The sequence below is a fragment of the Flavobacterium sp. genome, assembly GCF_030146175.1.
GTDB lineage: Bacteria > Bacteroidota > Bacteroidia > Flavobacteriales > Flavobacteriaceae > Flavobacterium.
This window is the reverse complement of the sequence record NZ_JASLCE010000048.1, coordinates 1-25,126: the sequence shown is the minus strand read 5'-3', so window position 1 is coordinate 25,126 and position 25,126 is coordinate 1. Positions and strand designations below refer to the sequence as shown.

Below are 25,126 nucleotides of genomic sequence, written 5' to 3'. Positions count from 1 at the left end.
TTCGTGAGTAATTGTTATGATATACCCCGGTGTAAGTTCATAATTTCCGGTATAGCTTTCCAAAAGCAACGGATCTATTGAAATAGGCTTTGCCTCATCTGGTTTGGCGACAATGCTGGTTTCTGCTTTCGGATAGTCGTATTGATCACCCAATAACAGATCAACTGCAGCACCTAATATGGCATAGCGTTCAAAATCATCATCATTTCCTAAAATGACCACCGCTATCTTTTCTTTAGGAAAATAGGCGGTTATTGGATGGAATCCTACTACGTCGCCACCATGGTTGATCATATTGTGTCCGGCATATTTAAAATGAAACAGCCCTTTAGTATATGTGAAATTTTTACCTTTTGCCGGATTTTCGGATAACATAGTATTCCAAAAAGTAGTACCAAATACACGGTGTGATTCCATTTCGGTAAGCCATTTTTGAAGATCCTTTGACGTACTGTATACGCCTGCGCCACCAACGGCAAATTCATCTACATCACTAGGATGGTAGGTAGTCCCGTCATTTTGGTAGCCAATCGCTTTATTTTTTACCTTATTGTGTGGTTTAATGACATAACGCGTGTCTTTCATGCCAAGAGGGCGGAAGATGTTTTCCTCTGCAAATGCCGCGATAGTCTGGCCAGACACTTTTTCTACGATTTGTGCCAGACACCAGTAGCCCGAGTTACTGTAGTTCCACTTTTCTCCGGGTTCATAATTGAGTTCTTGTAGTATAAGCAGGTCTTTAATCGCCGTGGAAGTATAATGATCGGCGTTTTCTCCTCTTAGCATTGCCAAAGCACGGTAGTCTTTTAGTCCTGCGGTATGATTGAGTAGTTGGTTGATTGTTATCCTTTGGGCATATTCAGGGAATTCGGGGATGTATTTTTTAAGATTATCGTCAAGACTTAGCTTGCCTTGTTGCTGTAACAGCACGATGCATGCGGCTGTAAATTGCTTGGAAGTGGAAGCGAGTGTAAAAACAGTCTTGTCGGTTATCTTTTCTTTTTTTTCCAAATTGGCATATCCGGCATTTCTGCTGTAAAGCGTTTTTCCGTTTTTACTAACAACGACTGCAAATCCGGGAATGTCTTTATCTTCATAAAGTTTTACGATGGAATCGATAGGCTTGAAATAGTCCTGTGCTTTTGAATATTGGGTGATAAGCGTAAGTGCAAGGAGTAATAGGACATTCTTCATTTTGATAGGCTGTACGTGTTTTTGGTTTCCATCCTTGTTTAATCAAAAAATGGCTCTGTTTGTGATTTATATCTTAATTACTTCCTGATGCTATTATAAGGAGATTATATGCTATGTTCAATTATATAAAGTGCGTTTGATATTCTTTCGGCAAATTCTTTGTCAATAGTTTCATAATAGAAGAATCCCTGTTCTAGTAGCTCTTGTTTGTTGATCAGCCACATTTGCAGTGTGGCAATAGCAGCTTGATCAAGTCCTTCTGACTTCCTGCTTATCTTTATCAGGTCGTAATAATACGAATCAAGCAAGTCAATCAGGTTTTTAAAACTGTTGTTGTCAAAAGTGATGCGCCAGTTGTCGAGAAGAGGATTTATAACTTCAAACAATTTGTAAATTTCTATAAAAAGATCATTGTTAAAGTAATTTTGGTGTTTTATACTATCGATCCACCAGGCCATTAAAAAAGCGTTAATCGCTTTTTGTTCTTCAGCTGGCCAGGTTTTCCACTTAGCATAGTTAAGCTTACCCAAAACAACAAAGGTGTCAACGATGAAGTCTGTGGTTGAAAGTAACTCAAAAATCCGGGGTAAATAATGTTTAAAGTCATCGGTGTTTCCCCATGTTGTCAGTGCTTTAAAAGCATACCTCGAAAGATCTTCACCATCTAATTGCCGAAGCGGCTTGGTATGTATCTTTTCCTTGTCGGTAGCGGACACACAACAGGGACAACCTTCCATTGTTCCATTAGCTGGATAGCATGAAAAGGTCGCGTAAAGTCTTTCGATTGCTGTTTTTAATTCGTCTGTCATTGTTTTTGACGGTTGCGATTTTGAGGTTGGCTCAAAGTTTTATAGAGTTTCCCGATAACGCGGATTTATAATCCGTGCTTATAAAGTTTATTTCAATTGGCTTACCTGATTTTGAAGAGACTACTTTCCAATACAAAAATTCGCGAAAATATTCCCCAATAATTCATCATTCGTCACCTGACCGGTAATTTCACCAAAATAGAATAATGCCTGACGAATATCAATCGCCATAAGGTCGCTGGAAAGATTGGATTGCAATCCCCATTGTACTTTTTGGATTTCTTCCAACGCTTTTAATAACGAATCGTAGTGACGGGTATTGGTAACGATCGTTTCATTGTTACGCAACGCTCCGGTGTTTACGAACGACAATAATTTTTCTTTTAACGTCTCAACGCCCCGGTTTTCTTTTGCGCTGATCAATAAAATTCCCGGGATTTCCGTTTCGATAACGGCTTTATCCGCTTCGCTAATTTTATCTGCTTTATTTCCGATAACCAATAACGGTTTTAACGGAAACTGGTTTTTGATCTTTTCAATTTCAACCTGAATCGCTTTTAGATTATCACCGGTAATGGAAGAACCATCAACCAAGTAGACAACCACCTGAGCCTGTTCCATTTTTTCAAAAGTCTTTTTAATTCCGATACTTTCCACATAATCGGCCGTATCGCGAATCCCGGCGGTGTCGATAAAACGAAATCCAATTCCGTTGATCACTAATTCATCTTCGATGGTATCACGCGTAGTTCCGGCGATATCCGAAACAATGGCGCGTTCTTCATTTAACAACGCATTTAATAAGGTTGATTTCCCAACATTCGGTTCACCTACAATGGCTACCGGAATTCCGTTTTTGATCACATTTCCAACGGCAAACGAATCGATCAGTCGTTTTAAGACAAATTCAATACGGTTTAGCAGTTCATAGAATTGTGTTCGATCGGCAAATTCGACGTCTTCCTCTGCAAAATCCAGTTCGAGTTCGATTAATGAGGCAAAATTCAATAGTTCCTCGCGTAATTTCGCAATTTCGTTACTAAAACCACCACGCATCTGTTGCATTGCGATTTGATGCGACGCTTCGTTATCCGAGGCGATCAAATCGGCTACGGCTTCGGCTTGGGATAAATCCATTTTGCCGTTTAAAAACGAGCGTAAGGTAAATTCCCCGGCATTCGCCATTCGCGCGCCTTTGCGAAGGAGTAATTGTATGATTTGCTGCTGTATAAAAGTCGATCCGTGACATGAGATTTCAACAGTATTCTCTCCGGTATACGAATTCGTTCCTTTAAACAACGATACCAAAACCTGATCCAAGACCTTTTCACCCTCTACAATATGTCCCAGATGTAAGGTATGGGTACGTTGTTTGGTCAGATCTTTTCCGGAAACCGATTGGAAAACCGATGCCGCAAGTGTAATGGCGTCTTTTCCCGAAATACGGATTACAGCAATGGCACCGGCTCCCGAAGGTGTCGCCAGTGCAACTATAGTATCGTGTGAAATCATATGGATCAAGCTAAATGATTGCAAAGGTACAAAAGAAATGCGGTTTAAAACAAAGCGGTTTTAGGAGGGTTAAATAATTGTGAAACTGATTTTTGTAATATGTTTTTTATAATTCTTTTACTAACTTTATAGAAACTATAAATCAAAGCATAAATCATGAAAAAGATACTTTTCCCTACCGATTTTTCAGAAACAGCCAACAATGCATTTGTGTACGCCTTAAAATTTGCTAACAAACTACAGGCGGAAGTACTCGTTTTGCATGTTTATGATTTACCACCGATTTCCTATGAAGGACACGCTACGGCCATAGTAGAAGTTTTTGAAACAATAGAATTGGACAAATTTGAGAATTTTAAAGATCAGATTCCATATTTGCGAAAAATTGCAGAGGATAACGATCTGGAATATATCAAAATGAACCATATCCTGATGCAGGGCGACCTGATTCATTCGATCAAAGAAGTCGTGAAAGACGAAACGATCGATTTGGTCGTGATGGGAACTACCGGTGCGTCCGGATGGCAGGAAACCTTTTTCGGTTCCAATACCGGAAGTGCGATTACCAATGTTCATAAAAATATACTGAGTGTACCAAACGAAGCTAAATTTGATGTGATCCGGAATATTGCCTTTACGACACGGTTCCGCGATCAGGACAAAAAAGCACTGTATGAAGTGATTCAGTTTGCCAAAATGTTTAATGCGAAAATTAAATGCCTGGCAGTAAAGACCAAAAACTTTGAAGGAGATGATGAAGAAATTATTGCCTGGAAAAAAGAATTCGAAAAACAGCCGGTGGAGTTTTTTATCGTTCCCGACGACGATGTAAAACAAACCATTTACGACTTCCTGGATAACCAGCACATCGATATCCTGGCGATGGTTACCTACAAACGTTCCTTCTTTGAAGAATTGTTCAAACAGAGTTTGACTCAGAAACTGTCGTATCATTCTAAAATTCCGATTCTGGTATTGCACGAATAATGAAGCTTACAATAGCCGGAATAATGCAGTTACCGGATAAATTGTACAATGATGAAGTAAAACGACTATGATTAATTGGATATGGATATGGGAAATTTAGAAATTAAAAATGAGCTTCACAGAATCATCGATACGAGTGATGCCAATTCGGCAAGTGATTTTTTTATGTTGGTAACCGACTATATGGCGCAAACTGAAAAATGCATCATTACTGTTGCAGAAGAAAATATCTGTGATGCCAAAATCAACTGCCATCAATATTTAAGAGACATTGTATCCGGCTGGGAAGGCTGGTCGAATCTGTTCTTTTAAAGAATAGCGAGTATAAACCCAATAATTTAAGGACTTTCTGAAATCAGAGAGTCCTTTTTTGTTGGCCTTTTACAGCAAACAGGTATTTTGTATTTTTGAAAACTTAAATCCGACTTTTTGAGAACAACGATACTAAAAAAAATACCCGATCCGATAGCTTTTAAAGAGAAGTTGTTGTTTTGGGCGCAACAATTCCGGGAAATCGCATGGCTCGACAGTAACGAATATCCGCAGCACTATGGCAGTTATGATGTTTTGTTGGCCGTAGATGCTTTTACCGCAATCCAAACCGACACTAAAAATGCTTTCGACGACTTGAATCAGTACCAATCGCAGGCAAAAGACTGGCTTTTTGGCTATTTGTCCTATGATCTGAAAAACGATACGGAATTCTTGCAATCGGAGAATTATGACGGTTTAGGGTTTCCGGATTTGTTCTTTTTTCAGCCTAAAAAGGTAATCCTGTTAAAAGGTGATAAAGTGGAATTACACTATTTGACGATGTGTGATGATGAAATGACAGACGATTGGAATGAAATATTGTCGCAACAAATACCGGTTGCCGAAACAGCGGATTCGATTCAAATTCAACAACGTATTAGTAAGTCGGAATACCTGTTTAAAGTCAACAAAATGTTGGAACATATTCATCGTGGCGATTGCTACGAAGCTAATTTTTGTATGGAATTTTTTGCAGAAAAGGCCACGATTAATCCGTATCAGACTTACAAACAGTTGAATGCAATTTCAGAACCGCCATTTGCGACTTTTTTTAAGCACAACAAACACTACCTGTTATCGGCTTCTCCGGAGCGTTATTTACGAAAAGAAGGGACAAAAATTATATCACAACCGATAAAAGGAACGGCAAAACGTCATGAAGACCTAGCGGAAGATAACCGTATTAAAGCCGCATTAGCCGAAAACCCGAAAGAGCGTTCTGAAAATATCATGATCGTTGATCTGGTTCGCAACGATTTGTCGCACACTGCCCAAAAGGGGAGCGTACAGGTTGAAGAATTGTGTGGTGTTTATACTTTTAAACAGGTACATCAGATGATATCTACGGTAGTGTCAGAAGTAAAAGAAGGCATTTCACAGGTAGAAGTTATCAAAACAACCTTTCCGATGGGAAGTATGACCGGTGCGCCCAAAATAGCCGCCATGCAACGAATTGAAGAACTGGAAGAAACCAAAAGAGGCCTTTATAGCGGTGCGATGGGCTATTTTACCCCGGAAGGTGATTTCGATTTTAATGTGGTTATCCGTAGTATTTTATACAATGTGGCAACACAATATGTCTCTTTTTCCGTAGGGAGTGCGATTACGGCCGCGGCTTTACCGGAACAGGAATACGACGAATGCCTGTTAAAAGCCAAAGCCATGCGGGAAGTACTTGAAATAGCGATAGGTTAATCCGTACATTTCGTAAATTTGTAAAATCTCCAATAGGACAAAAAAAAATAAAAATGCGAGAACAGTTACAGCAACACCTCAACGACAATTTTGCTTTCCTCGAAGGAAAAAAATTGCTGTTGGCCATTAGTGGCGGTATCGATAGTATGGTGCTGTTAGAATTGTTTCGGGCATTGCCCTATACCGTTGCAGTGGCGCATTGTAATTTTGGACTTCGTGGCGCTGAAAGTGATGGCGACGAAAACTTTGTAAAACAGTGGTGCGCGCGACAAAACATCCGACTTTTTACAACCCGTTTTGCGACTCAGGAATATGCCGCAACCGAAAAATGCTCCATACAACTGGCTGCACGTGAATTGCGATACAACTGGTTTTCCGAATTATTAGAAAGCGAAGGTTTCGATTACCTGCTTACGGCGCATCATCTCGACGATACACTGGAAACCTTTTTGATCAACCTCACCAGAGGTACCGGATTGGAAGGATTAACCGGAATTCCGGCACAAAATGGTAAAATTATCCGCCCTTTATTGCCGTTTGGACGTAATGAAATCGAAGCTTATGCTACGGCCAATTCCATAGCATGGCGGGAAGACAGTAGTAATGCCTCCGATAAATACCTGCGAAATCGTTTACGCCATCAGGTCGTACCGATTTTAAAAGAACTGAATCCGAATTTTTTAAACGGTTTTCAGGACACGATCGGACATCTGCAACAAACGGAAACGTTGGTACAGGATGCCGTTACGGAATTATATGGCAAAATAGTAACCGAAAAAGGAGAGCAGTTGCATATCGCGATTGAAAAACTAAAATTGATCCCCAATTATAAAGCGTATTTGTACCAATGGTTAAAACCCTACGGATTTACGGCCTGGGACGATATTTATAATCTGATCAATGCTCAGTCGGGGAAACAGGTGTTTTCCGAAAACTACCGAATCTTAAAAGACCGTGACTATTTAGTGTTGGAAAAGCAACACAAACCTCTGACAGAATCGGTTGAAATAACCGAAAATCAGGAAGTAACATTAGAGCAGGGACGGTTAACAGTATACTCCGTAACAAATGTTACAGAAGACCGGGGTGGTAAGGTTATCTTTGTTGATAAAGATAAGTTAAAATTACCACTGATCTTACGAAAATGGAAAGAAGGTGATTACTTTTACCCATCCGGAATGACAGGCCGAAAAAAAATCAGTAAATACTTTAAAGATGAGAAGTTTTCGCTGATCGATAAAGAAAATAGCTGGTTGTTGTGTTCCGGAAATGAAATCGTTTGGGTAGTGGGAAAACGCTCCGACCGCCGTTTTAGAATTGAACAAGCAACCAATAACATTATAAAAATAGAATTACATGAAAATAAATAGTTTTAAAACAGATGACAGATTATCTGTCACCTGTTTAAGTACAATTTTAACCCCATTTTTGTCGAACAAATCCTCCATGATTAGCACAGATTCCGACAATCTGAGATTGTGTTAGACCACTTGCAAAACAATATTCATATCCGTTTGCACATTCAACAATAGCAACTCTTCCACCATTAATTTTACCAAGTTCTGATTTGCTCAGAAGATTGCTACTTTTTTTTAATTTTTTTGATTTCATAATTGTTATATTTTATGATTAAATTTAAATTTATAACATTTTGTTATTTTTAGCAAGTGAAAACAAAATAAAAGACCATAATTCTTAATTTATAGAGTGATGAAAAGAAATATTTTTTTAATCTTACTAATGATAGTTGTTCAATCTGGGTTTTCTCAGATGTTGGATCCTGTTAAATGGAAAACTTCCGTAGAAAAAAAATCCGATAACGAAGTCGTTTTAGTATTCGAAGCCACAATTGATAACGAATGGCATATGTATTCCCAGTTTACACCGGAAGGAGGTGTCATACCAACGGAATTTACTTATAAAGACCAGAAAGGAAATTTCGAACTGGTTGGAAAGACCAAAGAGAGTGAATACAAAAAGGTTTACAACGATGTTTTCGAAGTTGACGAATACTATTTTGCCAACAAAGCACGGTTTACGCAAACCGTTAAAGTAACCAATCCAAACCTGAAAACGCTTAAAGTAGCGGTTTCGTATCAGGTTTGTAAAGAAGCGTGCATCCAACAGGATAAAGTATTTGATTTTACACTTCCGGCGTTAAAAATAGACGCTTCCGAAGTCGTTCCGGTAACAACGGGCGATTCGGCATCCGTAGCACCTGCGGCTGACAGTACTACTTTTGTGACAGCAGGAACAACAACAGAAACCGTTCAACCGGTAGGTAAAAAAGAAGAACAAAAAGGATTGTTTACCATCTTTATCATTGCGTTTCTTTCCGGGTTTGCCGCCTTGTTAACACCATGTGTTTTCCCGATGATCCCAATGACGGTAAGTTTCTTTACCAAGCAAAGTAAAAACAGAGCACAGGGAATCCGTAATGCGGTGTTCTATGGCGCTTCGATCATTATTATTTATGTATTGTTAGGATCATTCGTAACCGCTGTTTTTGGAGCCGATGCGCTAAATGCATTGTCCACAAACGTATGGTTTAATATTATTTTCTTTGTACTATTAGTGGTATTTGCATCGTCTTTCTTAGGAGCATTCGAAATTATGTTACCAAATTCATGGGCGAATAAAGTAGACCGTCAGGCCGATAGAGGCGGAATCATCGGAATATTGTTTATGGCTTTGGCACTGGCAATCGTTTCCTTCTCTTGTACCGGTCCGATTGTGGGTACGTTATTGGTTGAAGCGGCTTCCAAAGGAGGTATCGCACCAATCGTAGGGATGTTAGGATTTTCGACAGCATTGGCTTTACCATTTATGTTATTTGCAATGTTCCCGGGTTGGTTAAATTCATTACCAAAATCCGGTGGTTGGTTAAACACTGTAAAAGTGTTTTTAGGATTCCTGGAATTGGCTTTAGCTTTTAAATTCCTGTCAAATGCCGATTTGGTATTGCAAACACACCTGTTGGAAAGAGAAATATTCCTGGCGATCTGGATTGCGATTTTCGGAACCTTGGCTTTATACCTTTTTGGAAAAATCACCTTACCGCACGATAGTCCGCTATCGCATATTTCCGTAGGACGATTGGGATTAGGACTTTTAGTATTGTCTTTTACCATTTATATGATTCCGGGCTTATGGGGCGCACCGTTAAAACTAATTTCGGGATTCCCGCCACCAATGACGTATAGTGAAAGTCCATATGGCGTAGGAAATAGCAAAGGAGGCGGAGCGGCAACGACAGAAGCATTACCGGATGGAGCCAAATTAGGTCCTCACGATATCATGGCTTTTACCGATTATCAGAAAGGAATGGCATATGCGAAATCGGTTAACAAACCAATATTACTGGATTTTACCGGATTTGCCTGTGTAAACTGCCGTAAAATGGAAGATTTCGTTTGGTCGAAACCTGAAATTCTTTCGATCCTGAAAAAAGATGTGGTATTGATTTCGTTATATGTAGACGACAAACGCGAATTACCAAAGCAGGAGCAATATGTTTCCAAAGAAACCGGAAAAGAAATCGTAACGATAGGAAACAAATGGAGCGATTTCCAGATTACGCATTATAAAGCGAATGCACAACCGTATTATATCATATTGGACAATCAGGAAAACCGATTGTCAGAACCGGTAGGCTATACGCCGGATGTAGAAGAATATAAAATCTGGATGGAAACCGCCATCGCGAAATATAAAAAGTAACAAAAAAGCCTCCGCATTGCGGAGGCTTTTTTTATTTTAGAATATGCTGACTTAAAATTTTATAAACCGCATTGATGTTATCGTTTTTACCGAACTGCTTTTTAATTGGAGCGGCTTCACCGGTAATCCAGATTTTCAAATCGGCATCCAGATCCATAAGACCGGCACTTTCTTTCGAAAATTTCTTGATACTGGTATACGGTATCGATTGATAGTCTACTTTCGAACCGGTTAATCCTTGTTTGTCAACCAGAATTAAACGTTTGTTGGTAAAGACAAACATATCGCGAATCACTTTAAAAGCAATTTCAATATGTTCTCCGTCAATTAAAATAGGCTCAAATTCTTTGGCTATTTTTTCGGTGCTTACTTCAGAAGCATTGCCCATGATGGCGTTAAATAATCCCATAATTATGTTTGAATAAAAACAGGCCAAAAGTAAAAATTTGGTTTGATGTTTTACGCTTTTTGTAAAAAATGTTTTATGTTTTATTTAAAATGATATAAAAGTCCCAAACCACCCTGATCACCGTTATAAAACGGACTGATCATTACTTTACTTTCGGTATGGGATTTAAACAGTTTTTTATTGATATACGGATAAAGCCAATACGCTGCTTTGGTACTTAAAATACCGATTCCGGCGCCGGCAACCACATCGGTAAACCAATGTCGGTCGTTATACATCCGGAAAAAACCGGTTCCGGCGGCCACAGCATAACCCGTAATACCATACCAAATGGAGACATCGCGGTATTCCTGCCACAGGAATTCGGCACCGGCAAAAGCAGTGGCCGTATGTCCGGAAGGAAAAGAATTGTTGGTACTGCCGTCCGGTCGTTGTATATGCGTCATACTTTTAACGCTAAATACCGTTCCGGCCATGATCATATAGGATGTCGCTAGAATAATGCTTCGATCCTTTAGATTGTGTTTTCCCTGAATACCCGCCAGATTTAAGGCATACACAGCCGCAGCCGGAGCATATTGGGAAAAATCATCCACAGAGATTTTTTTATCGATGTTTTCGGTTACTTCTTCTTTTAGTTCCGAATTCCAGTATTTGATCGCATCGCTTTCAATCCCGATAATTCCATAGGTGATCAACGCTGCCGGGATAATAAGTTGCTTGTAATTGAACTTTAATCCCGGATTTTTCGGTTGTAATAACGAATCCGAAGCAATGGAATCCGTGCTGATTTGCCCGTTTGAAACGGAAAAACAGAAAAGAAATAGCCCTAAAAACAAATGGATCGATTTCATGTTGTTCTATAGATTAAGGTTTAAAACTTATACGTATACCCAAGTCGGATTACCTGAGTTTCATAGTAATCTTTGCTGGTATAGCGGAAACCGTCGCCCTGAATTTCTTTTTCGATAACAAGGGAATTCAGTAGATCGGACGCATTCAGGAATAATTCTCCTTTCCCGTTTTGAATCGATTTTTTGATCCCAAGATCCATCGTAAACCGATTGTTGGTTTTTCCCTGTGGAATGATGTCGGCCAGTTGGTACGAACCCGTAAGTTGCAGATCAAACTTTTTCGGCAGGTTAAAAAACAGGTTAAGCTTTGAATTTCCGGAGAATTGCTGTTGTTTCGGCGCGCTAAACGTATGGGTTACCGGATATTTATTGGTCACGGTAAACGCATTGATCTGGTTTTCATACAGGTTCGCATTCCAGTTGAATTTCATCCAGGAGGTTAGCTTTTGGGAAAGAATGGTTTCGATTCCGGTGTTGTAACTTTCGTTTACGTTCTGAAAGATCGCATAAATAAGCGTGCTTCCCGGTACCGTACTGGAAATCCGTGTGATGGTACCGTTGGCAAAACGATGGTAAACTGCCGAATACAGGTTACCGCTATCCCAGGTGTTTTTATAACCCAGTTCCAGTGAATTGGTAAATTGTGGTCGCAATTCGGGATTACCGACTTTTATAATTTCGGCATCATCGTATTTCGGAAAAATGCGGATATCGATTTCATTCGGACGATCAACGCGACGACTGTAAAAGAAGGACAATTTGTTGTGGTCGTTCAGTTTATACGCCAATCGGAGATTCGGAAAAGGCTGCGTATATTCATAACCGTCGCTGCTATACGTATTATGACCGGGGTTCACATCGTAGTTGAGTTTTACATATTCGAGGCGTAATCCAAGCTCGGCTTCAAATTTTTTATTTTCAAAAACATAATTCCCATATACGGCCGGAATGGTTTCCTTATACGTAGCCCATCCGCCGGCGTTCACATCCAATGGAGAATTAAGACCCGGGAAAAATTGCATATCGGTTGGAATTTCCCGTCTTCTGAATTTAAGTCCACCTTCGATACGACCGTATTTCATCGGACGAATATAATCCACGGTAAAATCGGCTACATGCTCGTCGGATAGTAATTTAAAAGCATCTTTTCCGGTATAATCCGGCATAATGTTGTCGAAGTAATACTTTTCGTCTTCCCGGTGAAAAGTATAATTAAAACCGATATTTAATTGGTGACCCGCTTCTTTAAATTTATGTTGGTACGTACTGCTAAACATCGCAGTGGTTTTTAACTCATCTTCCAAAAACTGCCACAAGCGGTACCGTTGACTTAAGTCCTGATTGTAAAAAGGTTCATCACCGCGATCGATAATTTTTTCACTGCTAAACAATCCGTAAACCGTTAGCGTATTATCCGCATTGATCTCCCAGTCGGCACCGGCTTTTAAGGTTAGGAATCCGGTTTCACGGTTTCGTTTGGTTTGCTGGCGGATAATGGTTCCGTCGTCGTATGTACGGTCTACAAACTCATTTTTATTCAGCGTATGGGTAAAAAGATAATCGCCCTGAAAAAACAGATTTACTTTGTTTTTTCGGTAATTGAGCGATAGGGAAGGGTTCACCTTTGGAGTGGCCTGAAATTGTGGTCGGATGTCCGGAAGGTTTTCCTTACGTACCCATAGTGCCCCCAATCCGGAGGTAAGACCAACTTTTCCGTTAAAACCGTCCTGTTTATTTTTTTTGTAAATGATATTGATGATACCGCCATTTCCATTGGCGTCGTAGCGTGCGGAAGGATTGTTGATAATTTCGATATCCTTAATAGCTGATGCGGGAATATTATCCAATCCGGATTGCCCTCCAAAACCGGTCATCGCGGTTTGTTTGCCATCTACCAGAATGGTTATTTTATCGTTTCCGCGTAACTGGATTTTTCCATCCTGTATGCTAATTCCGGGTAGGTTTTGCATGGCTTGTAATACGGAACCACCGGACTGACTGATGTTATCGGTTATCGCATAGGTTTTCTTATCCATCTTTTCAGCGTTTTTATCGGCGTTAACCGTGATCGTAACCTCATCCAAAGCGGTACTGCTTTCGGCCAATTCGATAGGAGGAATTTCGAGGGTTGGCGTTAGGGTACCAACAAATAACGGAGACTGCTTTGTGGTATAACCAATATACGAAATTTCGAGGACATAATTTCCGGGACGAAGATCGCTAAGGCTATAGCGTCCGGTTTCAGAGGTAATCGTACCGGTAACAAAAGCATTGTCTTTTTCTGTTTTGACAATAACGTTTACAAACGGCACCGGTTTTTTTGTCGGATCAAGAACTGTACCCGATACGGTTACAGTAGTATTCTGCGCGAATGTTATTCCGCTACAAAAAAATAGCAAAAGGATAAAAAATACCGATTTGAGGAAACCGATATTTTGAAAAAAAGGCTTGGAGGTCATCATGAAATTGGTCTTTAAAATAATTGATAGACCAAAGCTCCAAATCAATTTAGAAGATATTCTGAATTTTTAAAAACGAACGGTAAATCGGTGTTTATTTTGATCAAAATCGTATATAATGTCCCAGTGATAGCGGTTGCAGATTTCCTTAACAATGGATAATCCGAGGCCACTATTGGTTGTTTCGGAAGAAGAAACCGAAAAACGGCGAAACAATTCCCCGGAACGCAACGGATCAATCCCCGAATTGGTAACCGAAAGCGCATTGTCTTTTATTTCGATTATCAGTTTTCCGTTTACGTTATTATGGCGTATCGCATTCGTCAGTAGGTTATTGATTAATATTTCTAACAACGATCGGTTACAGGAAACGGTAATTGTTTCCAACGGATAAAATTCCGGCTGAATTCCTTTGTCGACACTATAATCGGATAGCATTTCGAGACTTTCCGATACGACAGCCGAAAGGTCATTCGCTTCGGTATTTTCAAACTGGTGGTTTTCGATTTTCGCGAGTAATAACAGGTTTTTATTAATCCGTGTTACCCGGGAAAGCGGAATATTAAAGGCATTCAGGATTTCGAGTTGTTCGCTCGTAATGTTTTTTTGCTGCAGCAGTAAATCGGCTTTCGATTTTAATACAGCCAATGGCGTTTGCAACTCGTGGGAGGCGTTTTCGATAAATCGTTTTTGTAGTTGATAGACCGTGATATTTTTATCGATCAGTTTGGTTAAGGTCTGATTCAGGGTTTCGAATTCTTCGATATCCGATTTTTCAAATGTGATATCGTTATGGGTTGCGAGGTCGAATGTTTTTAGTTTTTCAAGTGTATTTTGGAACGGTTGCCAGATCCGACGGGCGATTCGTTTATTCAGAACGATAAAACCGATTACGAGTAAGCTAAAAAAAGCAAATGTTACGAGTGCAATGGCGACTAGTGTTTCATCAGTTTCTTCCACATTGGTTTCCACTGTCAGAAGATAGTGTTTGTCGGCAATGGTAATCGGTGCGGCCAAACCTCTAAAGCGATCCAGTTCGGTTTTGTCGCCGTGTTGGTTTTCCCGGATTACGGTATAAATGCTGTCTTTTTGTAACGGAACTGCTACCGGAACCATAGTGGTTCCCGGTTGCATGATATTCCAAAATTTAATAATGGTATCGAGTTTTTGTTCGGGCATCCGAATGGTGGTCATTCGGGTTTCGATCCGTTCTTTTATGATCTGGTTGTGTTCGTCCAGTTCTTTATTCCAGATAAAATCTACAACATAATAATAAACGGGAATGCTCGCTGCGAGAATCAGCAGTGCATAAATGGTAAAGGCCTTAAAAGGTTTGTGTAATAGTTTATTCATATTTCCCATTTATAACCGGTTCCGTAAATTGTTTTCAGGTAATTGTTATAACCGGATTCGGTCAGTTTTCGTTTTAGATTTTTAACATGTGCATAAACAAAATCGTGATTGTCAAACATATCGGCAATATCGCCCGACAGGTGTTCGGCCAGAGCACTTTTGGGAATGACTTTGTTTTTATTTCCGATAAAAAACAATAGCAGATCAAATTCTTTTTTGGTTAACAGCACCGGTTTATCGTTAACCGTAATGGTTTTGGCCTGTAGGTCGATTCGCAATTCCTCAAGCGCAATCACATCGGAATTGTCAAATTGTTTCCGACGGATCACCGAATGAATTCTGGCGGCGAGTTCCGAATGATGAAATGGTTTAGCCAGATAATCATCGGCGCCGAGTTGAAGGCCTTTAATTTTATCTTCCAACGCATTTTTGGCCGATAAAATGATCACACCGTCTGTTTTGCGTTGTTCTTTTAGCGCATCGAGAATCTTAAGTCCGTCGCCACCCGGAAGCATCAGATCCAGCAGTATACAATCGTAATTGTACAAACTGATTTTTTCCAACGCCTGAAAATAGGTGGAAGCGATTTCACACAAATAGTTTTCGCCCAACATATACAGGGCGATGTCCTGAGCCAGTTCTTTTTCGTCTTCTACAATCAGAATTTTCATAAAGCTAAGATACGATTCCAATTTGGAAGAAATTTTGAAGTTTATTTTAAAAGTGTAAAAAATAAAGGTAAGTGCTTACCAATCCGTTATTTATAGTATGTTTGTAAGCGATATTTTAAAAAATAAAAATGAAAAACTGGATTTTATTTTTAGGATTAGTTGGAACACTATCATCCGGTATGGCGCAGGAGCAATCTAAAAAAGCGTTGGCTCAGGAACTTCGTACTATAGGAGAAAACGATCAGAAAGACCGCGCACAAATTGAATATATTCAGAGCAAATATGGTAGCCAGTCGCCCGAAATGAATGCCTTATGGAAATCAATAGGAACAAACGATTCGATCAATATTATAAAAGTCAGTGCCATCTTAGATCGGTATGGTTGGTTAGGCCCGGATGAAGTGGGAGAAGAGGAGAACCGAACGCTATTTTTAGTTGTTCAGCATGCCGATTTGCCGGTTCAGGAAAAATACCTGCCGATGATGCGAAAAGCTGTAATCGATAAGAAAGCCAAAAGCAGTAGTCTAGCCTTATTGGAAGACCGTGTCGCACTACGCCAGGGCAAAAAACAAATCTACGGTTCCCAGATCGCATGGGATATGAAAAATAACCGCAATTATATTTTACCGTTGGAAGATCCGGACAATGTAGACAAACGCCGGGCAAAAATGGGACTACCACCCTTAACAGAATATATCGCCTATTGGAATATGAAATGGGATCCGGAACAGTATAAAAAAGACCTGCCGGAAATTGAAAAAATGCAGCAGTTAAAAATGAAATGATCAGTTAAGTTGCTGAAAACGAGGTTTTAATTGTACTAAAAAAGGCGTATATTTAAAGCTATACTCTACGCCATGTTAGTAAAAGTTTTTGGAAGCGCCGTTTTTGGAGTGGAAGCCACCACGATCACTATTGAAGTCAATATCGATAAAGGAATCGGGTACCATTTGGTTGGATTACCGGATAATGCGATAAAAGAAAGCAGTTACCGTATCGCAGCCGCACTGAAAAACAACGGCTACCAACTACCCGGAAAAAAGATTGTGATCAATATGGCACCGGCCGATTTGCGAAAAGAAGGATCGGCCTACGATTTACCCATTGCAATCGGAATACTGGCTGCATCCGGTCAGATTAATCCCGAAAACACCGACCGGTATATGATAATGGGCGAATTGTCCCTCGACGGTAGTCTTTTGCCTATTAAAGGCGCATTACCCATTGCGATCAAAGCTCGAGAAGAAGGGTTTGAAGGATTGATTCTTCCAAAAGAAAATGCACGCGAAGCTGCTGTAGTTGAAGGAATAACGGTTTACGGTATTTCAAACGTAACCGAAATCATCGATTTTTTTAAAGGTATTGCCACACCACAACCGGAAACGGTCGACTTTGAAAAAGAGTTTGGTCCGTTATCGGATTGTTCCGAATTTGATTTTGCCGATGTCAAAGGTCAGGAAAGCATCAAAAGATGTCTGGAAATAGCTGCAGCGGGCGGCCATAATATTATATTGATCGGTCCACCGGGTTCGGGGAAAACCATGCTGGCCAAACGATTTCCGGGGATTTTACCTCCCATGACGATGCAGGAAGCGTTGGAAACGACCAAAATTCACAGTGTCGCCGGTAAGATCAAAGAAAGCGGATTGATTCGGCAACGACCATTCCGGTCACCGCATCATACGGCTTCTTCCGTTTCGCTGGTTGGCGGCGGCAGTTACCCACAACCGGGTGAAATTTCACTGGCACATAATGGTGTTTTATTCCTGGACGAATTACCCGAATTTAAAAGAGAAGTACTCGAAGTGTTGCGACAACCGTTGGAAGACCGTGAAGTGACCATCTCAAGGGCAAAATTTACCATAACCTATCCGGCTTCCTTTATGTTAGTAGCGAGTATGAATCCCAGTCCGGGTGGTTATTTTAGCAGTCCGGATGCGCCAATTGCCTCTTCGCCAATGGAAATGCAACGGTATTTGGGAAAGCTGTCCGGTCCGTTATTGGATCGGATCGATATTCATGTGGAAGTGAATCCGGTGCCGTTTGAAAAATTATCGGATATCCAACCCGGTGAAAGCAGTGTGATCATTCGGGAACGCGTAACGGCAGCCCGACAATTACAAAACCGACGTTTTGAACATCAGAAAAACATCCATTACAACGCCCAAATGACTACCCGCCAGATTCGGGAGTATTGTATTTTGGACGATCAGGCGTTGCAATTACTCAAAAATGCTATGGAACGGCTCAATTTGTCTGCGCGTGCTTACGATCGTATCTTAAAAGTTGCCCGTACCATAGCCGATCTGGAAGCTTCAGAATCGGTACTTCCGGTTCATATTGCCGAAGCGATACAATACCGTAGCCTCGATCGGGAAGGTTGGCTCGGATAAGGTTAGTGTTTCCCGGAATGTATCATTTTAAAAAGATGCAATACGTGTGGAAACAGCGCATCCATCGACTCTTTGGCACCGTTTGTAGAGCCGGGTAAGCAAATGATCAGCGTATCGCCGATAAGACCGGCCAGACTTCGTGACAAGATGGAATACGGCATACGATCCTGCCCGTATTGCCGCAGGTATTCTCCGATACCGGGTATTTCCCGATCCAACATGGGCCGGATGGCTTCCGGAGTAAAATCCCTTTTCGATAATCCCGTACCACCGGTGAGCAGAATCAGCTCAATATTTTCCGTAAGATAGTCCTTGATCTTATTTTGTATGGAATCGACACCATCGGGAATAATGGTATAATCCCGGATCGTTACCGGATGCGTTGCCAGTTTTTCGATAATAGCCTTACCGGAAGCATCTTCTTTTTGGCCTTTACTAATGGAATCCGAACAAACCACTACCGCTGTGGCAATCGGATTTTCAAAAAACTCCCTGTGATCCGATTTACCGCCTGTTTTTTTTAATAAGCGTATACTTTGAATCTCGATTTCCGAATCGATAGGTTTTAGCATATCATAAAAAGTAAGCGCAACAACCGATGCGGCATGCATGGCTTCAACCTCAACACCCGTTTTATAAATCGTTTTGACAGTAACCTGTATCGTTATGTTTCGATCTTCGATAGCATACGAAATTCCGGTATATTCAATTGGGATCGGATGGCAATCGGGAATCATATCGGGGGTTTTTTTTGCGGCAAAAAGCCCGGCTGCTTTGGCCATCTCAAAAACATCTCCTTTTGGAACGGTTTTATTCCGGATTGCATCAATTGTTTCGGTTTTACCTACTTTAACCACCGCCTGAGCAATGGCGGTTCGCAAGGTGTTATTTTTAGGAGTAATATCTACCATAGTGTATTGGATTGCATTAATTACGGTTGATCAATCTGTCAATTGACTTTCCAGTGATAGGATTCGTCTTCAAAAATTTCTTTTCCCCAGATGGGAACTTCCGCTTTTATACGTTCAACGAGTTCATTACAGGCTTGTATTGCTGCTTTTCGATGTTGGGACGAGGTAAAAACAAAAAAGCACAATTCACCGGTAGTAATCCGACCAAGGCTGTGATAAATATGCATACAGACCAAATCGTATCGTGCAAATATAGCCTCCCGTATTTCGGCTATTTTTTGCTCGGCCATTTCGGTATAGGCTGTAAATTCAATAGATTCGACCTTTTTACCATTAATCAGATCCTTTCGGACTTGTCCGAGGAAAATAGAATGCCCGCCAATTTGCGTTTTATGCAGATGTCCGGCGATACTTTCCGCTACTTTTTCCGGTGAAATCGGACCTTCAATAAAGCTGTTTTTAAGTTGTCTGTTTTTCATTTTGTAAATAAGGCAATGCCGTTTTTGAGGTTGTAGTAATTTTTATCGGGATACTGTTTTTGTACCAATGCGATTGCTTTTAGGCTACGGATACCGCTCTGGCAGGTAAAAACCAATGTTTCGGAATCGGCCAGTTGCTCTAAGTGTTGTTCGAGTTCCGACAAGGGAATCGCCATCACATTAAAGCCGACGATTTTGGGTAACTCATCTGTATTTCGGACATCAATTAACACTGTTTTTTTCCGATTAAAAACGTTTTTTAAGGTTTCCAAATCATTGATATGTGCTATCGTTTTACAACTATATTCATAGGATTGGTTTAGAATATCGGCTTTATTTTTTGGTTTGAATACCGTAGTTTTCGATTTAAACCGGAGTAATTCCGATTGGTAATCCAGAGAATTAAAGGTCAATAATTGTCCGGACATGACTTCCCCGATACCGGTAATAATTTTAAGGACTTCATTTGCCTGAAAGTTCCCCATAATACCGGTCAACACACCAATTACACCGGCTTCGTTACAAGACGGAACATATAACGGATTTGGGATTTCCGGAAAAAGATCCCTTAAATTGGACGGATTTTCACCGTAATGAAAAACGGATAATTGTCCTTCAAATCGGAAAAGGGCAGCATAGACCAATGGTTTTTGCAGTAGTTGACAAACATCGTTTAACAGATACCGCGTTGTAAAATTATCGGTACAATCTACAATAATGGAATAGGAGTCAACCAGCTCAAAAACAGTATCAATACACAGACGACACGGATAGATACGAATGGTGGTGTCACTATTTAGTATTGCGAGTTTTTTTTGTACGATTGTAACTTTCAGATCACCAATATCCTGTTCGTCGTATAGCACCTGACGTTGTAAATTACTAAGCGAAACCGTATCCGGATCGACCACGCCTAGTTCGCCAACACCGGCGGCACAGAGATATTGTAAAACGGGACAACCCAAACCTCCGGCGCCAACAACAAGTACCTTAGCATCGGTCAATTTTTGTTGTGCGGTTATCCCAAAACCCGGCAAAATAAGCTGTCTGTTATAGCGTTCCATAGTATACGTTTTATCCACCTGAAAAAGGAGGCAATAAGGCAATTTCACTCTCTTCAGTTAGTAGTAACGTTTCGTCTTCATTCATTTGCTGATCAATAGCGATTTGAAAACTAATGGATCGGAGTTCCGGAAAATGTTGGTGTAAAATGGTTTTGAAGGTTCCTAAAGAAACCGGATAGTCTACCGCAAATGGTTTGTTCACGATATCGTTGAGGTTTCCAAATATTCGTATAGCCATAGATTATACTGTTTTAAAATTGTTACTGATTTCATATTCGGCTTTCGATAATTCTTCCGGCGTATTGATATTTTGAAAACCGTTGCTTTCGAAAGGTATCGATACGATATTGGCGTCATTTTCGGTTACAAAATCCATCATTTTGAGTTTATTTGCGATCAAATTACTTTCGATTTTCGGCAGCAACTGAAAAGGATACAAACCGCATAAAGGCTGTATTTTACCTTTGTAATCCAATACGTTAATTCGATCCGCTATATGGTGTCTGATCAGGTATTCAATAGCCTGCGAATCCACAAAAGGCGTATCGGCACTAATAATAAGAACGGTTTCCCGGGCGTGAGAAAGGGCGGTATAAATACCTCCTAATGGTCCTTTGTCTTTGATTTTATCCGGAATAACGGTCAGACCAAACGATTTATAACCGGGATGATGCGCAATGATAACCGGGATAATATCCAACTGTCGTAAGGTATCCACTAAATAAGAGATCATTGGTTTTCCGGAAAGGAATTTTAGTCCTTTATCTTCTCCCATCCGGGAACTTTTTCCTCCGGAAAGCAAATAGGTTTTTATGGTGATCATTTGTCTATGGTGTTATATCCTTGTAATTGCGAAAGAAAATAATCCTGACTTTTTCGCCGATTTTAAAATCTTCCTGTTCTTCATTTAATACGACAAAAGCATTGGCCTGAGCGTAGGTATCCATTTGGTACGAAAGCTGTTTGTCCAATATTGTCGCTTTTCCACCTTGTACTCGTGCTTTTACAAAATGCGTCAGCCCGCTTTTTTTACGATAAGGTGTTAGCAATATCGCATTGTGTTCTGTTTGCGGTTGATCTCCGGTTAGTTGTAGCAAAGCGGGTTTTATATAAGCATGAAAACAAGTAACCACCGCACTTGGATTTCCGGGAAGTCCGAAAAAAAGTGTATGATCCTTTTTCCCGAAAAACAAAGGCTTTCCAGGTTTTTGTCGGACTTTATAAAAGATTTCGGTAGTACCAATTTTATTCAGTACCGATTTTACAAAATCATAATCGCCAACCGAAATACCACCGGTAAGTAGTAATACATCTACTTTGGTATGGTTTTCAGAGACAAAATGAAACAATTCGGATTCATTATCGTCAATCCATTGGGAAAAGACAACAGGAATCTCCAATTGCTGTAATAATGCTTTTAAAGCGACCGAATTGCTTTCGTAGATTTGTCCGTTTTGTAATGTACTTCCGACCGGGACAAGTTCCTTTCCGGTTATAATAATTCCGACTTTCGGCTTGGGAAAAACAACAACAGAATCGATTCCTAAAGTGGCCAGAAAACCGATATATTCAGCGGTAAGCAGCTTCCCTTTGGATAGAACCCGATCGCCTTTTCGGGTTTGTGTTCCCTGTTTTCGAATATGATCACCTATGGAAACAGCTTGTAAACAATTTAGAATTCCATTTTCAACCGTACCATTTTCCTGTGGTATTACGGTATCGGAACCAATGGGAATCGGTGCTCCGGTAAAAATACGAGCGACTTCTCCTTTGTGGACTTCCGGTATTTCGGTTTTTCCGGCTTCGATCTCGTAATGCAATTGTAGTGGAATCGTATTCTTGAGGTCTTCGTAGCGGATCGCATAGCCATCCATAGCCGAATTATCAAAACAGGGTACATCCATAGGAGCGTAGATTGTTTCGGCCGCAATAAAATTGCAGGCGCTATCCAGTGGAATACGAATGGGAGGCAAGGTATGACACTGCTGTTGGATATGGTGTAAGGCTTCTTTTACAGGTATCATTTTTACGGTTTTACGTTTAACCACCAATTTTGATCATGCTTCGGTTTTGCAATTTGTCCGGGTCGACATGTGTATAATCATCAAATTGACCGCCGAGCATTTTATGTTTTTTCAGAAGACACCGTTCGATGATAGGAATAATGTTTTCACCCTTTCGGAAAGCACCGAGGAGGTCAAATTCCTCCGCACCAAACAGGCAGTTTTTCATCTTACCGTCGGCCGTGATACGCATCCGGTTACAGGTACCGCAAAAGGAATCACTCAAAGTGGAAATAAAGGAAACCGTACCGGCGTGACCAAAAATCCCGAATTTTTTAGCGGTGTCATTTTTGTCGTCCCGGAGTTTAAACAATTCATATTGTTGTGCAACGGATTCCAATACCAGTTGGTTATGAACCACTTTATCTTTATTCCATTCATTTTTATCAAAAGGCATAAATTCGATAAAACGCAGGTGTACCGGAAGACTTTTGGTCAGCTTTATAAAATCGAATACCTCATCGTCGTTAAAACCTTTGATCAAAACGATATTCAGTTTGACATAAATCCCATGATCCATACACATCAGGATATTATCCCATACTTTTTGAAACTGATCTCTTTGCGTAATCTGTAAAAACTTAACCGGATCGAGTGTATCGAGACTAATATTAACCGAATGGATTCCGGCTTTTTGAAGCACCTCTTTATAGCGATCCAATAACACGCCATTGGTTGTAATTGTCAACTGAACCGGAAGTGTGGACAAGCGTTGGATTATAGCTGCAAAATCTTTGCGAACCAAAGGCTCTCCACCGGTTAAACGAATTTTTTTGACACCGAGTGTTGTGAATATTTCCGCAATACTAAAAATCTCATCGGCCTGCATTAGTTTTTTCTGCGGGATCAACGAAATCGACTCATCCGGCATACAATAAGTGCAACGAAAATTGCAATTGTCCGTTAACGATATCCGAAGATAATCATGGATTCTATTGTACGTATCGTGTAGCATTTGTTTAATTTTTCTGATTTTAATGTGCTTTTCTCGGTAAGAAATACAACCATATCACACTGGCGAGGAATAGGACAGAAGATGCGATAAAAGTGCTGTAAGCTACTTCCGGATGTCCTTCCAATGCATTGTTAAGAGCGGTATACAACAACCAAATCTGAATAAATAAATTTGCAAGTAAGACAGTGATCAACGCAGACATGATCATGCTTTTTTTCTGCGGATGCGATTGTTCCTGTGCGGTTCTGAAAGTACTCATACGGTTTCATTTTTAGGATGTTGTACATAAATAGTGTCACCTTCAAAAGTAACATCCAGTTTTTTCAGAGGTCGTGGCGGTGGTCCTTGTATAACATTGCCGGTTTTCACATCAAACCAACCGTTATGACAAGGACATTCGATTGTTAATGTTCCGGGTTTATAGTATACGGCACAGGACAAATGGGTACATTTTTGTTCGTAGGCATAAAATTCGCCTTCTTCCGTATGGATCAGGATATAGGGAACGGTCTCATTTTCTAAAACAAACGATTTGGTTCCGCCAACCGGAATATCTTTTTTGCTGCATATTTTTTGTTTTTTTTCATTTTCAGGCTCATTAAAGAAAGCCGCTTTTGCCGCAATAGCGGCGTTACCAACAACCATTCCGCCAGAAACCACAGCGAGTAGCCTTGCAAAATCCCTACGGCTAACCTGATTGGCTTCCGATCTGTTAATCGGGAAATCTTGTTTCCAATGTTTATCTTGATGACTCATTATTGTGTTTTTTAAAATATTTTTAATTCGGTACTACCTTTTGGCATCATGATGTTTACTTTGGTTTTGACTACTTCCTGACCAAAAACAAATTGATTAACAGGAGAGGAGTTCGGACGCATTTTTTCCATTTCCTCCCGTGTTCCGTAAAACAAGGCACCACTCGGACAAACGGTGGCACACATTGGCTTTTTACCCACACTGGTTCTGTCGTAACACATATTGCATTTCATCATCAGATCATAGTGTTCCACTTTTTTCGGTACGCCAAACGGACAAGCCATTACACAATTGGAGCATCCGATACAACGGGATGTATTGGCCGTATGTACGATACCAAACTCATCTTTGGTAATCGCATCGGCCGGACAGACATTTGCACAAACAGGATCTTCACAATGCATGCAAACCTGTACAGTGGTTTGGATCGTTATGGCCCGATCTACATAATTGACGTGAATCATGGACTCTTCACCATTGGTTTCACATTCCGCACAGGCCGTTTCACAGGATTTACAACCGATACAACGCTGCATATCCACAAAGAACTCTTCTTGTAGTTTATAATATTGATTCATATTTATCGTAATTAAATTCAACCAAAATGGATAACTGAAATCCGTTTTAGCAAAGACTTAAAAATGATCTGGGGGAAGGATAGCTTCTTTGCGTTTTGTATTAATTGCTCTTATAATCGAGCGCATCTTTAGCAACGTAGGCTTTTTTACCGGTCGGGATAAGCTGACAGGCACTAACTTTAAATTCGGGGATTTTTGAAATAGGATCCAAATGACCGCTGGTTAATTGAT

26 protein-coding genes are annotated in these 25,126 nt (G+C 40.4%); 7 read left to right on the top strand and 19 right to left on the bottom strand.

Annotated features, from left to right (window positions below; translation table 11 throughout):
- The 3 genes from Q1R07_RS05865 to mnmE all read right to left on the bottom strand — a co-directional run.
- On the bottom strand, window positions 1-1,194 hold a 1,194-nt coding region (locus tag Q1R07_RS05865), incomplete at its 3' end, for a serine hydrolase (protein ID WP_300487171.1).
- A gap of 104 nt (window positions 1,195-1,298) precedes the next feature.
- Complete coding sequence (locus Q1R07_RS05860) at window positions 1,299-2,003, bottom strand: hypothetical protein (RefSeq protein ID WP_300487168.1); 705 nt, start codon at window positions 2,001-2,003, stop codon at window positions 1,299-1,301.
- 120 nt (window positions 2,004-2,123) lie between these two features.
- Window positions 2,124-3,515, bottom strand: a complete 1,392-nt coding sequence (gene mnmE, locus Q1R07_RS05855) for a tRNA uridine-5-carboxymethylaminomethyl(34) synthesis GTPase MnmE (RefSeq protein ID WP_300487165.1) — start codon at window positions 3,513-3,515, stop codon at window positions 2,124-2,126.
- Between the two features lie 156 nt (window positions 3,516-3,671).
- On the opposite strand from mnmE, the gene Q1R07_RS05850 reads away from it, so the two are divergent.
- From Q1R07_RS05850 to tilS, 4 genes are all read left to right on the top strand, one after another.
- A complete protein-coding gene (locus Q1R07_RS05850; protein ID WP_300487162.1) occupies window positions 3,672-4,502 on the top strand; it encodes a universal stress protein in 831 nt (276 codons plus the stop codon).
- A gap of 87 nt (window positions 4,503-4,589) precedes the next feature.
- Window positions 4,590-4,814, top strand: a complete 225-nt coding sequence (locus Q1R07_RS05845) for a hypothetical protein (protein ID WP_300487159.1) — start codon at window positions 4,590-4,592, stop codon at window positions 4,812-4,814.
- Between the two features lie 117 nt (window positions 4,815-4,931).
- Window positions 4,932-6,230, top strand: a complete 1,299-nt coding sequence (locus Q1R07_RS05840) for an anthranilate synthase component I family protein (RefSeq protein WP_300487156.1) — start codon at window positions 4,932-4,934, stop codon at window positions 6,228-6,230.
- A 53-nt stretch (window positions 6,231-6,283) separates the two neighbouring features.
- On the top strand, window positions 6,284-7,600 hold the full coding sequence (gene tilS / locus Q1R07_RS05835) for a tRNA lysidine(34) synthetase TilS (protein WP_300487152.1): 1,317 nt from the start codon (window positions 6,284-6,286) through the stop codon (window positions 7,598-7,600).
- 46 nt (window positions 7,601-7,646) lie between these two features.
- Here tilS and Q1R07_RS05830 read toward each other — a convergent pair whose 3' ends face one another.
- Complete coding sequence (locus Q1R07_RS05830) at window positions 7,647-7,841, bottom strand: hypothetical protein (protein ID WP_300487149.1); 195 nt, start codon at window positions 7,839-7,841, stop codon at window positions 7,647-7,649.
- Window positions 7,842-7,940: 99 nt separating this feature from the next.
- Between Q1R07_RS05830 and Q1R07_RS05825 the strand changes: the two genes are divergently transcribed.
- Window positions 7,941-9,950, top strand: coding sequence for a thioredoxin family protein (locus Q1R07_RS05825; protein WP_300487146.1), 2,010 nt, complete (start codon window positions 7,941-7,943; stop codon window positions 9,948-9,950).
- Between the two features lie 31 nt (window positions 9,951-9,981).
- Here the strand turns inward: Q1R07_RS05825 and Q1R07_RS05820 are convergent, their stop codons facing one another.
- From Q1R07_RS05820 to Q1R07_RS05800, 5 genes are all read right to left on the bottom strand, one after another.
- Window positions 9,982-10,359: a PH domain-containing protein gene (locus tag Q1R07_RS05820; RefSeq protein ID WP_211089559.1), complete on the bottom strand. Its 378-nt coding sequence runs from the start codon at window positions 10,357-10,359 to the stop codon at window positions 9,982-9,984.
- A gap of 80 nt (window positions 10,360-10,439) precedes the next feature.
- On the bottom strand, window positions 10,440-11,213 hold the full coding sequence (locus Q1R07_RS05815; RefSeq protein WP_300487141.1) for a phosphatase PAP2 family protein: 774 nt from the start codon (window positions 11,211-11,213) through the stop codon (window positions 10,440-10,442).
- A 20-nt stretch (window positions 11,214-11,233) separates the two neighbouring features.
- Entirely contained in the window at window positions 11,234-13,675 is a 2,442-nt protein-coding gene (locus Q1R07_RS05810; RefSeq protein WP_300487138.1) for an outer membrane beta-barrel family protein, read from the bottom strand.
- A gap of 66 nt (window positions 13,676-13,741) precedes the next feature.
- Window positions 13,742-15,025 carry a HAMP domain-containing sensor histidine kinase gene (locus Q1R07_RS05805; protein ID WP_300487135.1) on the bottom strand — a complete coding sequence of 428 codons (1,284 nt, stop codon included), beginning with the start codon at window positions 15,023-15,025 and terminating at the stop codon, window positions 13,742-13,744.
- Window positions 15,022-15,696: a response regulator transcription factor gene (locus Q1R07_RS05800; RefSeq protein WP_300487132.1), complete on the bottom strand. Its 675-nt coding sequence runs from the start codon at window positions 15,694-15,696 to the stop codon at window positions 15,022-15,024. The genes Q1R07_RS05805 and Q1R07_RS05800 overlap by 4 nt, the downstream gene beginning before the upstream one ends.
- Before the next feature lie 128 nt (window positions 15,697-15,824).
- Here Q1R07_RS05800 and Q1R07_RS05795 point away from each other — a divergent pair, with 128 nt between their 5' ends.
- On the top strand, window positions 15,825-16,481 hold the full coding sequence (locus Q1R07_RS05795; RefSeq protein WP_300487129.1) for a DUF6624 domain-containing protein: 657 nt from the start codon (window positions 15,825-15,827) through the stop codon (window positions 16,479-16,481).
- Window positions 16,482-16,553: 72 nt separating this feature from the next.
- Window positions 16,554-18,089, top strand: a complete 1,536-nt coding sequence (locus tag Q1R07_RS05790) for a YifB family Mg chelatase-like AAA ATPase (RefSeq protein ID WP_300487126.1) — start codon at window positions 16,554-16,556, stop codon at window positions 18,087-18,089.
- A 2-nt stretch (window positions 18,090-18,091) separates the two neighbouring features.
- On the opposite strand, the gene moaCB is transcribed toward Q1R07_RS05790, so the two are convergent.
- The 10 genes from moaCB to Q1R07_RS05740 are packed head-to-tail and all read right to left on the bottom strand — an operon-like array spanning window position 18,092 to window position 24,895.
- On the bottom strand, window positions 18,092-19,000 hold the full coding sequence (gene moaCB / locus Q1R07_RS05785; protein WP_300487123.1) for a bifunctional molybdenum cofactor biosynthesis protein MoaC/MoaB: 909 nt from the start codon (window positions 18,998-19,000) through the stop codon (window positions 18,092-18,094).
- Between the two features lie 38 nt (window positions 19,001-19,038).
- Window positions 19,039-19,479 carry a molybdenum cofactor biosynthesis protein MoaE gene (locus Q1R07_RS05780; RefSeq protein ID WP_300487120.1) on the bottom strand — a complete coding sequence of 147 codons (441 nt, stop codon included), beginning with the start codon at window positions 19,477-19,479 and terminating at the stop codon, window positions 19,039-19,041.
- On the bottom strand, window positions 19,476-20,543 hold the full coding sequence (locus Q1R07_RS05775; protein WP_300487117.1) for a HesA/MoeB/ThiF family protein: 1,068 nt from the start codon (window positions 20,541-20,543) through the stop codon (window positions 19,476-19,478). Before Q1R07_RS05775 ends, Q1R07_RS05780 begins: the two co-directional genes overlap by 4 nt.
- A gap of 10 nt (window positions 20,544-20,553) precedes the next feature.
- Window positions 20,554-20,781, bottom strand: coding sequence for a MoaD/ThiS family protein (locus Q1R07_RS05770; protein WP_300487115.1), 228 nt, complete (start codon window positions 20,779-20,781; stop codon window positions 20,554-20,556).
- A 3-nt stretch (window positions 20,782-20,784) separates the two neighbouring features.
- On the bottom strand, window positions 20,785-21,366 hold the full coding sequence (locus Q1R07_RS05765) for a molybdenum cofactor guanylyltransferase (protein WP_300487112.1): 582 nt from the start codon (window positions 21,364-21,366) through the stop codon (window positions 20,785-20,787).
- Window positions 21,367-21,370: 4 nt separating this feature from the next.
- Window positions 21,371-22,567 carry a gephyrin-like molybdotransferase Glp gene (gene glp, locus Q1R07_RS05760; protein WP_300487110.1) on the bottom strand — a complete coding sequence of 399 codons (1,197 nt, stop codon included), beginning with the start codon at window positions 22,565-22,567 and terminating at the stop codon, window positions 21,371-21,373.
- A 16-nt stretch (window positions 22,568-22,583) separates the two neighbouring features.
- A complete protein-coding gene (gene moaA, locus Q1R07_RS05755) occupies window positions 22,584-23,561 on the bottom strand; it encodes a GTP 3',8-cyclase MoaA (protein WP_300487107.1) in 978 nt (325 codons plus the stop codon).
- A 19-nt stretch (window positions 23,562-23,580) separates the two neighbouring features.
- On the bottom strand, window positions 23,581-23,820 hold the full coding sequence (locus Q1R07_RS05750; RefSeq protein WP_300487104.1) for a DUF6755 family protein: 240 nt from the start codon (window positions 23,818-23,820) through the stop codon (window positions 23,581-23,583).
- The gene (locus tag Q1R07_RS05745; RefSeq protein ID WP_300487101.1) at window positions 23,817-24,317 is read right to left on the bottom strand and encodes a Rieske (2Fe-2S) protein; all 501 of its coding nucleotides are present in this window, start codon (window positions 24,315-24,317) and stop codon (window positions 23,817-23,819) included. Before Q1R07_RS05745 ends, Q1R07_RS05750 begins: the two co-directional genes overlap by 4 nt.
- Before the next feature lie 11 nt (window positions 24,318-24,328).
- Window positions 24,329-24,895, bottom strand: coding sequence for a 4Fe-4S dicluster domain-containing protein (locus Q1R07_RS05740; protein ID WP_300487098.1), 567 nt, complete (start codon window positions 24,893-24,895; stop codon window positions 24,329-24,331).
- Window positions 24,896-25,126 lie beyond the last annotated feature (231 nt).

Coding starts and splice junctions, on each gene's coding strand:
- Q1R07_RS05860 (WP_300487168.1), bottom strand. CDS start 2,003: ATGACAGACGAATTAAAAACAGCAATCGAAAGACTTTACGCGACCTTT.
- mnmE (WP_300487165.1), bottom strand. CDS start 3,515: ATGATTTCACACGATACTATAGTTGCACTGGCGACACCTTCGGGAGCC.
- Q1R07_RS05850 (WP_300487162.1), top strand. CDS start 3,672: ATGAAAAAGATACTTTTCCCTACCGATTTTTCAGAAACAGCCAACAAT.
- Q1R07_RS05845 (WP_300487159.1), top strand. CDS start 4,590: ATGGGAAATTTAGAAATTAAAAATGAGCTTCACAGAATCATCGATACG.
- tilS (WP_300487152.1), top strand. CDS start 6,284: ATGCGAGAACAGTTACAGCAACACCTCAACGACAATTTTGCTTTCCTC.
- Q1R07_RS05830 (WP_300487149.1), bottom strand. CDS start 7,841: ATGAAATCAAAAAAATTAAAAAAAAGTAGCAATCTTCTGAGCAAATCA.
- Q1R07_RS05825 (WP_300487146.1), top strand. CDS start 7,941: ATGAAAAGAAATATTTTTTTAATCTTACTAATGATAGTTGTTCAATCT.
- Q1R07_RS05820 (WP_211089559.1), bottom strand. CDS start 10,359: ATGGGATTATTTAACGCCATCATGGGCAATGCTTCTGAAGTAAGCACC.
- Q1R07_RS05815 (WP_300487141.1), bottom strand. CDS start 11,213: ATGAAATCGATCCATTTGTTTTTAGGGCTATTTCTTTTCTGTTTTTCC.
- Q1R07_RS05810 (WP_300487138.1), bottom strand. CDS start 13,675: ATGATGACCTCCAAGCCTTTTTTTCAAAATATCGGTTTCCTCAAATCG.
- Q1R07_RS05805 (WP_300487135.1), bottom strand. CDS start 15,025: ATGAATAAACTATTACACAAACCTTTTAAGGCCTTTACCATTTATGCA.
- Q1R07_RS05800 (WP_300487132.1), bottom strand. CDS start 15,696: ATGAAAATTCTGATTGTAGAAGACGAAAAAGAACTGGCTCAGGACATC.
- Q1R07_RS05795 (WP_300487129.1), top strand. CDS start 15,825: ATGAAAAACTGGATTTTATTTTTAGGATTAGTTGGAACACTATCATCC.
- Q1R07_RS05790 (WP_300487126.1), top strand. CDS start 16,554: ATGTTAGTAAAAGTTTTTGGAAGCGCCGTTTTTGGAGTGGAAGCCACC.
- moaCB (WP_300487123.1), bottom strand. CDS start 19,000: ATGGTAGATATTACTCCTAAAAATAACACCTTGCGAACCGCCATTGCT.
- Q1R07_RS05780 (WP_300487120.1), bottom strand. CDS start 19,479: ATGAAAAACAGACAACTTAAAAACAGCTTTATTGAAGGTCCGATTTCA.
- Q1R07_RS05775 (WP_300487117.1), bottom strand. CDS start 20,543: ATGGAACGCTATAACAGACAGCTTATTTTGCCGGGTTTTGGGATAACC.
- Q1R07_RS05770 (WP_300487115.1), bottom strand. CDS start 20,781: ATGGCTATACGAATATTTGGAAACCTCAACGATATCGTGAACAAACCA.
- Q1R07_RS05765 (WP_300487112.1), bottom strand. CDS start 21,366: ATGATCACCATAAAAACCTATTTGCTTTCCGGAGGAAAAAGTTCCCGG.
- glp (WP_300487110.1), bottom strand. CDS start 22,567: ATGATACCTGTAAAAGAAGCCTTACACCATATCCAACAGCAGTGTCAT.
- moaA (WP_300487107.1), bottom strand. CDS start 23,561: ATGCTACACGATACGTACAATAGAATCCATGATTATCTTCGGATATCG.
- Q1R07_RS05750 (WP_300487104.1), bottom strand. CDS start 23,820: ATGAGTACTTTCAGAACCGCACAGGAACAATCGCATCCGCAGAAAAAA.
- Q1R07_RS05745 (WP_300487101.1), bottom strand. CDS start 24,317: ATGAGTCATCAAGATAAACATTGGAAACAAGATTTCCCGATTAACAGA.
- Q1R07_RS05740 (WP_300487098.1), bottom strand. CDS start 24,895: ATGAATCAATATTATAAACTACAAGAAGAGTTCTTTGTGGATATGCAG.